Source organism: Kitasatospora sp. NPDC059088 (assembly GCF_042738155.1).
Classification (GTDB): domain Bacteria; phylum Actinomycetota; class Actinomycetes; order Streptomycetales; family Streptomycetaceae; genus Kitasatospora.
In genome coordinates, this window is record NZ_JBHYGR010000231.1 from 1 (window position 1) to 8,474 (window position 8,474).

General features: G+C 70.1%; 1 protein-coding gene and 1 pseudogene. One reads left to right on the plus strand and one right to left on the minus strand.

Annotated elements, in window-relative coordinates:
- Positions 1-2,777, minus strand: a pseudogene (locus ACFWXO_RS44225) (hypothetical protein); the annotation flags it as partial.
- 394 nt (positions 2,778-3,171) lie between these two features.
- On the opposite strand from ACFWXO_RS44225, the gene ACFWXO_RS44230 reads away from it, so the two are divergent.
- A partial coding sequence (locus ACFWXO_RS44230) for a hypothetical protein (RefSeq protein WP_380532650.1) occupies positions 3,172-8,474 on the plus strand: 5,303 nt, incomplete at its 3' end.

The following is an 8,474-nucleotide window of genomic DNA, read 5'->3' on the forward strand; positions in this document are numbered from 1 at the left end:
CGCAGGGTGGTGGACCAGTCGGTGGCGTTGTAGCCGGTGGTGGTCAGCCAGGAGCAGTCCTCGGTGGCGGTCTTGGCGCACTTGGGCTTGGCGAGCGGGACGGGCTTGTCGATCCGGCCGTAGACGCCGGTGTTGCCCGGGTTCGGGTAGACCCAGAGTTCGCCCGCGCCGGGTGCGTGGGCGATCACGTCGTCGATGTTGTTGCCGCCGGTGAGGGTGCCGCGGTGGGTCAGCTGGATGCCGTTCCACCCCTTGCCGCCGGGCGCCTCCGCCGGGATGGAGACGGCCGAGACGGACGGGCTCTTGGCGTTCGGGTTGCCCGGCGGGTTGTACGCCCGCAGGTAGCCGGCCTGGTCGGGCGCGAGGATGTCGGGCGCGCCGTCACCGGTGACGTCACCGAAGACCGGCGGCGGGCCGTCCGGGTTCCACGGCACGTAGAAGGAGTACTGGGCGACCGGGGAGACGTTGCGGGCGTTGTCCATCACCTGCAGGTACAGGATGTTGGTGCCCCAGCGGCCGGGGGTGACCGGGATCCCGCCCTGCGGCATCGAACCGCCGCACGACCAGCCGACGTTGGCGAGCTGAGGGTCCCAGCCCCAGCGGGCGCAGACCACGCCCGAGGCGTTGCCGCCCGGCGCCGGGTCGGTGGCGGTGAAGGGGACGAGGCCCTGCTCGCCGACGTGCTTCTTGGTGACCTGGCCGTTGCCGGACGGCGGGAACCTGTCCGCGAGGTCGGCGGCCGGCAGGACGGTGTTGGCGTCCGGGACGGTGAGGGTCGGCGGGGTCAGGTCGACGCCGAACCGGCACATCGGGGTCGAGGCGGACATCTGGACCAGCTTGTCGGTGGCCATGGTGCCCCAGCCGTAGACGTGGCCCTCCTTGATCACGCCCGGCTTCACCTGGAAGACCGCGTTCCCGCCGTTGGCCACCTCGGGGGTGTAGCCGGAGTCGACGTCGGCGCTCAGGTCCGCGTAGTCCCAGATGTGGGTCCAGGCGAACAGCGAGCTCTGCGCGTTGCTGCTGACCGTCCCGTTGAGGGTGACGGACCCGTTGAAGCCGGAGCCGGAGTTGATCCACCCGATCGACTGGCCGTCACAGCCCTGGTTCTCGGCCCACGGCACGGCCGTCGAGGGGGCCGGCCAGGCGTACGGGTTGGTCGGGGTGTTGGGCACCCGGTCGTACTCGACCACGACGGCCGGGTTGTAGGTCATGCGCTTGAACGCCGCCGCGTTGGACTCGTTGCGGGCGAACAGGCCGAAGGTGAGGTTGTCGTGGCTGGGGGCGTACTGGCGGTAGACGCCGGTGACGTCGTAGTCGAACTGGGTGGTGCCGCCGCAGCCGTTCTGCCCCGCGCCGCCGACGTCCGCCGAGCCGACTCCGGTCACCACGCCGGGGGAGTTGCTCCAGGTGGTGTTGTTGTCGATGGCACCGGTGAGGTTCAGGTCGACGGTGTACTTGTTGGTGCAGGAGAAGTCGGAGGACTTGGCCTCGAAGAACGACATCGTCGCCTTGTTGATGACGATGTCGTTGTACCAGCGGGTGTCGAACTGGAAGTAGGAGCGTTCGACGCCCTTGGAGGTGCGGTAGCCCTGGTAGCCGACGCCGGGCTGGGCGTACTGGTCGCCGGAGTTGGCGACGGTGCGGCCGAGGTTGTTGGTGCCGGGGTAGGCGGACTGGGTCCAGGTCCAGTTGCTGGCCTCGCGGCGGTCGTAGATCCAGCCGGGGTCGATGAACCAGGGGCCCTGGCCCTTGCCGAGGACGGTGTCGTCGGTGGTGAGCTCGACGGCGTCGGGGGTGGCGGTGGTCTGCATGGTGGCGACCTTGGCGGCGGCGCCGGGGGCGTCGGCGGTGCTCTTCTGCTCGGGGGCGTCAGCACCGGCCGGGGTCTGGTCGTCGCGTTGGGCGGCGGCGGCCTTGCCCTTGGGGGCGTTCGGGGTGCTCGGGGTGGTGCTGGTGGTGCTGTCCCACATCTGGGGGGTGGCGGCGTGCCAGCGGACCTTGCCGTCCTTGGTGGTGGCGGTGAGGTTGCCGGCGTCGTCGGCCTTGACGGTGACGCCCTTGGCCTTGGTGGGGAAGCGGACCTTCTTGAGGGCCGGGTTCTTGGCGGCTTCGGCGGTCTTGACGACGAGGACGGTGGAGAGGCCGCCGAGTTTGGAGGCGGTGACGCGCAGGTCGATGCCGGGGGCGACCTCGGGGTAGAGGAGGGCCTCGCCCTGGGGGTCGAGGGTGGGCTTGGTCAGCGGGAAGGGCGAGTCGATGGTGAGGGACTCGCCGTCGGGGCTGGTGAGGGTTCCGAGGGGTCCGTCCGCGCCGCCGGAGAGGTGGACGTCGGCGACGGCGGTCCTGGGTCGGTAGCCGCCGTGGTCGTCGGGGACGAGGGTGGCGTCGAGGGTGGCCCAGGTGTTGTCGTGCTTCACGCGCTGGGGTTCGGCGTGCTGGGTGCGGGAGAGGTGGCCGGTGGGGGTGGCGACGGTTTCGCTGTACTCGTCGGTCAGTTCCGGTACGGGGACGGGTTTGCCGGTGCGTTTGGCTTCGGCGATGGCTTGGTCGGAGGCGAGTGGGGGCTTCTGGCCGGCGAACTTGGCGTCGCCGGCGGCTATCCGGTCGGCCAGGTCCTTGGGGATCGCGCCCGGGGTCCGGTCGGTGGAGGCCGCGGGGGTGGCGGGGGTGTCGGCGGCGAAGGCCAGTGGCGCGATCGGCCCGACGGAGGTCAGTGCGAGTACGAGGGCGACCGCGACGGCGTGGGAACGCCGGGGCGGATGCCCGGTTCTGCGCATGCCGGGGGAAGCTCCGGAGGGAGCGCGCATGGTGAAGCCCCTTCGTGGATAGGCGTGAATGCCCGGCCGTGAATGACGGTCGGGCCATGATGGTTCGTAGAGGTCCCCAGCAAGCTGCCGCATTGGTGATTCAACGTCAATTGCCTTTCTGCGGTGGATGTCCGGTTTGACGGACCGTCCGCCGATTTCGTTCAACTGTGACGTGAATCACAACCTCAGGAGATCCTCAAGCCGCTCGACCGCTGGATTGTTAGCCCCCTACCCTCCAGCGAGACCTGTCCGCGTCAAGTCGCGACGCGGACCTCTCAAAGGGGTGGAGATGTCCTCTTTTCCCGAACTACCACCTGGTGCCACCGGGTGGGAAGAATCGCCTTCGAGGTGGCGTAGATCCCGATTGGCGGTCGTCGGTTCATTCGCGGTTCTGACCGTGCTCGCGGCGCCGCTCGGCACCGCGGTAGCGGCCCCCGGGGGCGGCGGCGCGGACAAGGGCCGGATCTGGTCGCCGCCCGGCACACCGCTGCCGAAGACGGCCTCGGTGCACGGTGCGGCGGACAAGGCGAAGTCGACCACGCCGCCGACCGGTTCGCCGGACTGGGTGCCGCCGAAGTCCCTGCCGCAGCCGAAGTCCGGTACCGCGGACGTCGCGCTGGACGGCAACGCCGGCGCGGCCAAGCAGGCGGGCGACCTCCCGGTCTGGCTGGCACCGGCGGCGGGCGGTGCCGCGCCCGCTCCTGTGCGGGTGAAGGTCGCCGCGCCGTCCGTGGAGTCCGCGAAGGGCGTGCAGGGCGTGCAGGGCACCGTCGTCACGCTGGCGCGCGACGGGGCTGCGGAGGCCGGCAAGGTCCAGGTCGGGCTCGACCTCGCCGCGATGGGCGTCAGTGGTGACCTCGCCCACCGGGCGCGGCTGGTGGCGTTGCCGGAGTGCGCGCTGACCGCCCCGGGCGCCGACGGCTGCCAGGTGCGGACGCCGGTGGCCTCGCACTACGACGAGAAGTCGAAGCGGCTGGTCGCGGACGTCGACCTGCCGGCGGTCGGGGGGAAGGCGAAGGGCGTGCGGGCGGAGTCCGCAGCCGCGGCCGAAGCACCCGCCGCCGCAGGGCAGGTACTGCTCGCACTGGACGCCGCACCCTCCAGCGGCACCGGCACCTACAGCGCCACTCCGCTGGCCTCCAGCCAGAGTTGGACCTCGGGCAGTGCGTCGGGCTCCTTCACCTACAGCTACCCGATCGCGGTGCCGTCGTCCCTGGGTGGTGGTGCCCCCACGCTGGCGCTCGGCTACGACTCGGCGTCGGTGGACGGGAAGACGGCGTCGACGAACGCCCAGGCCTCCTGGATCGGCGACGGCTGGGACCTGAGCGCGGGGTTCGTCGAGCGCGGCTACCGGGGCTGTGACAAGGCGGGCATTCCGGGTTCGGGCGATCAGTGCTGGGGTGGTCCGAACCTGACGTTGTCGTTGGGTGGTCACTCGGGTGAGCTGGTGCCGGAGGACTCGTCGTGTGTCGCCGGGTCGGCGGCGGACGAGCAGTCGCGGTGCAAGTGGCGGCTCAAGGGTGACGACGGGACGAAGGTCGAGTTCCTGACCGGCGCCAACAACGGCACCTGGAACGGTTCCTATCTGAAGGTGACGGATACCTCGGGGACGGTGTACTACTTCGGGCTCAACCAGCTTCCGGCGGCCGATGGTTCGCCGAGCAAGGCGGGTCCGGAGAGCAAGTCGGCGTGGACGGTTCCGGTGTACTCCCCGAACCCGGGCGACCCGTGCTACGACGGGTCGAAGGGCAAGGGTTCGTGGTGCCAGAGCGCGTGGCGTTGGAACCTCGACTACGTGGTCGACGCGCACGGGAATCTGACCACGTACGCGTACACGCCCGAGACCAACTGGTATGCGCGCGGTGGTGCGCAGAACGCGGGTAAGGGTACGAACACCGCGTACACGCGTGGCGGGGTGCTGGCCGCGATCACCTACGGGCAGTTGCTGTCGGACCAGTTGGGTGCGGGCGGCTCCTATCAGTCCGCGGCGCGGGTCGACTTCGACTCGGGTGAGCGGTGCGTGTCGGACGCGGCGGCGTGCGATCCGGCGCAGCGTACGGCGGCGAACGCGGCCAACTGGCCGGACGTGCCGATGGACAAGCAGTGCCAGGACAGTGGTGCCTGCACCAACTATGGTCCCACGTACTGGTCGACGAAGTGGCTGAACGGGATCACGACCTCGATCCGCTCCGGCGGTTCGTACCGTCCGGTGGACCGTTACGACTTCACCCACGTGTTCAAGACGCCGCAGAACGCGACGGAGAACGCGCCGATCGCCTGGCTGCAGTCGGTCAAGCGCACCGGAAAGGACACTGCCAACGGGCAGGCCGAGCAGGTGCTTCCGGCGGTGACCTTCGCGGACCTGCTGCTGCCCAACCGGGTGGACGGCCTGGTGCCGGCGCGTCCGCGCTACAACCGGCCGCGCATGGCGGTGATCACCACGGAGACCGGTGGCAGCATCGTCGTCTCGTACAAGCAGGAGCAGTGCTCGCGCACGGCGGGGCGGATGCCCGCCTCGGCCGACGGTGACACCCTGCCCTGCTTCAACGTGAAGTGGTTCGACACGCAGGTGCAGTCCACGGTGGACGACTGGTTCCTGCGCTACCCGGTCGACACGGTGACCGTGGACCCGAACGGCAACCTGGTCTCCGGCTCGGTCCCGATGACCACCTCCTACGCCTATGGCCCGGCGGCCTGGCACCGCAACGACAGCCCGCTGGTCGAGTCCGACTACCGGACCTGGGACCAGTTCCGCGGCTTCGCGAGCGTGACCGCGGTGACGGGCTCGGGCAAGGACGGGCCGCAGACCAAGTCGACGACCAGCTACTACCAGGGCATGGACGGCGACCTCAAGGCCGACGGCAAGCCCAAGGGCGCCTCCGTCGCCGGCGTGAAGAGCGGCGGCCGGCCCGACTCCGACTGGATGTCCGGGCAGATCCTGGAGACGGACACCTACGCGGACGCCTCGGCCGACGCGGGCTCGCCGGTGTCGTACACCGTCAACTCCTATGAGAACCCGGCGGTGACGGCCACCCACAAGCGCGCCGGCCTGCCGGACCTGGTCGCCCGCTACGGCGCCACCAAGGTGACCACCGCGGTGACCACTGCGACCACCACCGGCACCCGCACCACCACGACGGTGTCGAACACGGACGCCGGGAACAACAACCGGGTCACCACCTCGCTGAGCACCGCCGACGGCACCCCGGACCTCTGCACCCGCTACCGCTACGCGGGCGGCCCGAACGCCCAGATGACCGGCCTGGTCTCCGAGCAGTTCGTCATCTCGGGCGCCAACGCCTGCACCGCGGACGCGAACGCGTCCAACACGGTCTCCGACACGCGCGCCCTCTACGACGGCCAGGGCTTCGGCAGCGCCGGCGCCAAGGCCGAGGTGACGGGCAAGCAGGTACTGAACGGCTACGACGCCAACGGCGCCGCGCAGTTCGTCACCACCGCGACCAGCACGTACGACCAGTACGGCCGGGTCACCTCGGTGACGGACCCGACGGTCACGGACAGCGCCAACCCGAACGGCGCGGTCACCACCACGGCGTACAGCTCGGCGAACCCGGGTGAGCTGCCGAACAAGGTGGTCACCGGGACCCCGGCCCCGGCCGGCGCGCCGGACGCGGGCACCCCCCGCACCAGCACCGTCACGCTCAACCCCGCCCGAGGCCTGGCGCTCACCTCGACGGACCCCAACGGCCGGAGCACGACCAAGACGTACGACGGTCTCGGACGGGTGAAGGCGGTCTGGTCCCCGGGGCAGGACACCGGCGGCAACGCGAACGCGACCTTCGACTACGCCCTCAACGGCACCTCGGGGCCGTCCACCGTGACGACGAACTCGCTGCGTCCCGGCGGCAAGGCGTACGGGAAGTCCGTGCAGATCGTCGACGGCCTGGGACGCACCGTGCAGACCCAGGGGGACCCGGCGATCTCCGCCTACCAGGGCCGGATCATCGCGGACACGTTCTACGACTCCCAGGGGCGGGTGGGCCGCGCCTACAACGCCTACTACGAGGACACCAACAAGCCGAACACGACCCGGTGGATCCCGGACGGCGCGATGGTCCCGAACCAGAGCGTGGTGCAGTTCGACGGTCTGGGCCGGGTGGTGAACTCGCAGTTCGTGGCGCTGGGCAAGCCGCAGACCACGACGACGACGGCGTACCCCGGCGCTGACCGGGTGGACGTCACGCCGCCGGCCGGAGCCACGCCCACCAGCACGGTCACCGACGCCCGCGGGCGCAAGACGCAGGTGTGGCAGTACAAGACGGCCGCGGCGACCGGCAACCAGGCCGACGCGGACGTCACCGGCTACACGTACACGCCGGGTGGCCAGGCGGCGACCCGGACGGACTCGGCCGGGAACACCTGGAGCTACACGTACGACCAGCGCGGTCGTCAGGTGAAGGCCGATGACCCGGACACGGGTGTGTCGACCCGGACCTACGACGGTGCGGGACAGTTGGCGTCGACGACGGACGCCCGCGGTCAGACGGTCGCGATCACGTACGACCTGCTGGGTCGTAAGACCGGGACGTTCAACGGTTCGGTCGCTCCGGCGAACCAGCTGACCGGTTTCGTCTACGACACCGTGGCGAAGGGGCAGTTGAGCTCCTCGACCCGGTACGTCGGTGGGGCGGGTGGTTCGGCGTACACCAAGTCGGTCGGTGAGTACGACGCGGCGTACCGGGCGACGAAGACCTCGGTCTCCCTCCCGGGTGCCGAGATCGGTCAGACCGGGCAGGTGAGCTTCGACTACTCGGCCGCCTACAACCCGGTGAGTGGTTCGCTGGTGTCGGAGACGCGTGCCGCGGCCGGTGATCTGGCGCAGGAGGCGGTGAACTACAACTACGAGGAGTTCGGGCAGCTCAACGATATGAGCGGCGCCGGGTACACCTATCTCCGGCAGGCGGACTGGGACGCTTACGGGCGCAACATCCGTGACACGATGAACCCTTGGGGTACCCAGGTCGTCTCGACGAACACCTACGACGAGTCGACCGGACGCCTGCTGACGCAGTACGTGGACAAGCAGACGGCCACCACGGGTACGGTCCAGAACACGACCTACGCCTACAATCCGGCCGGTCGGGTCACGGCGGTGCGCACGATTCCGGACAACAGTCCGGACCGGACGGACCTGCAGTGCTTCACCTACGACTACCTGGGGCGTCTCACGACCGCGTGGTCGGACACCGGGCGGCTCAACCAGCCCACCCCGTCCCTCGCCGGGCAGGGCGCCTGCGCCAACGCGACGCCCACCAGCGGGGCTTCGACGGCGGGTACCACCACCGTCGGCGGCAGTGCGCCGTACTGGCAGGACTACACCTACGACGCGGTCGGCAACCGGACCAAGCTGGTCATGCACAACCCGACCGGCGACCAGTCCAAGGACCTGACCATCGACCAGTCCTTCCCGGCGGCGGGCTCGCGCAACACGCCGACCACGGCGGCGGGCACGGGCGGCGGCACCGGCGGCTCGCACGTACCTACCGCGGTGAAGTCGACGTTCCCGAACAACGGCAGCACGCCGGGGAGTTACCAGTACGACGCGGCGGGAAACACGACGAAGATCGCCAACCCGGGCGCGAACAAGACCATGGGCGCGGGCTTCGTGCTCAACCCGGGCGAGTCGGTGCGCTCCAGCAGCGTGCA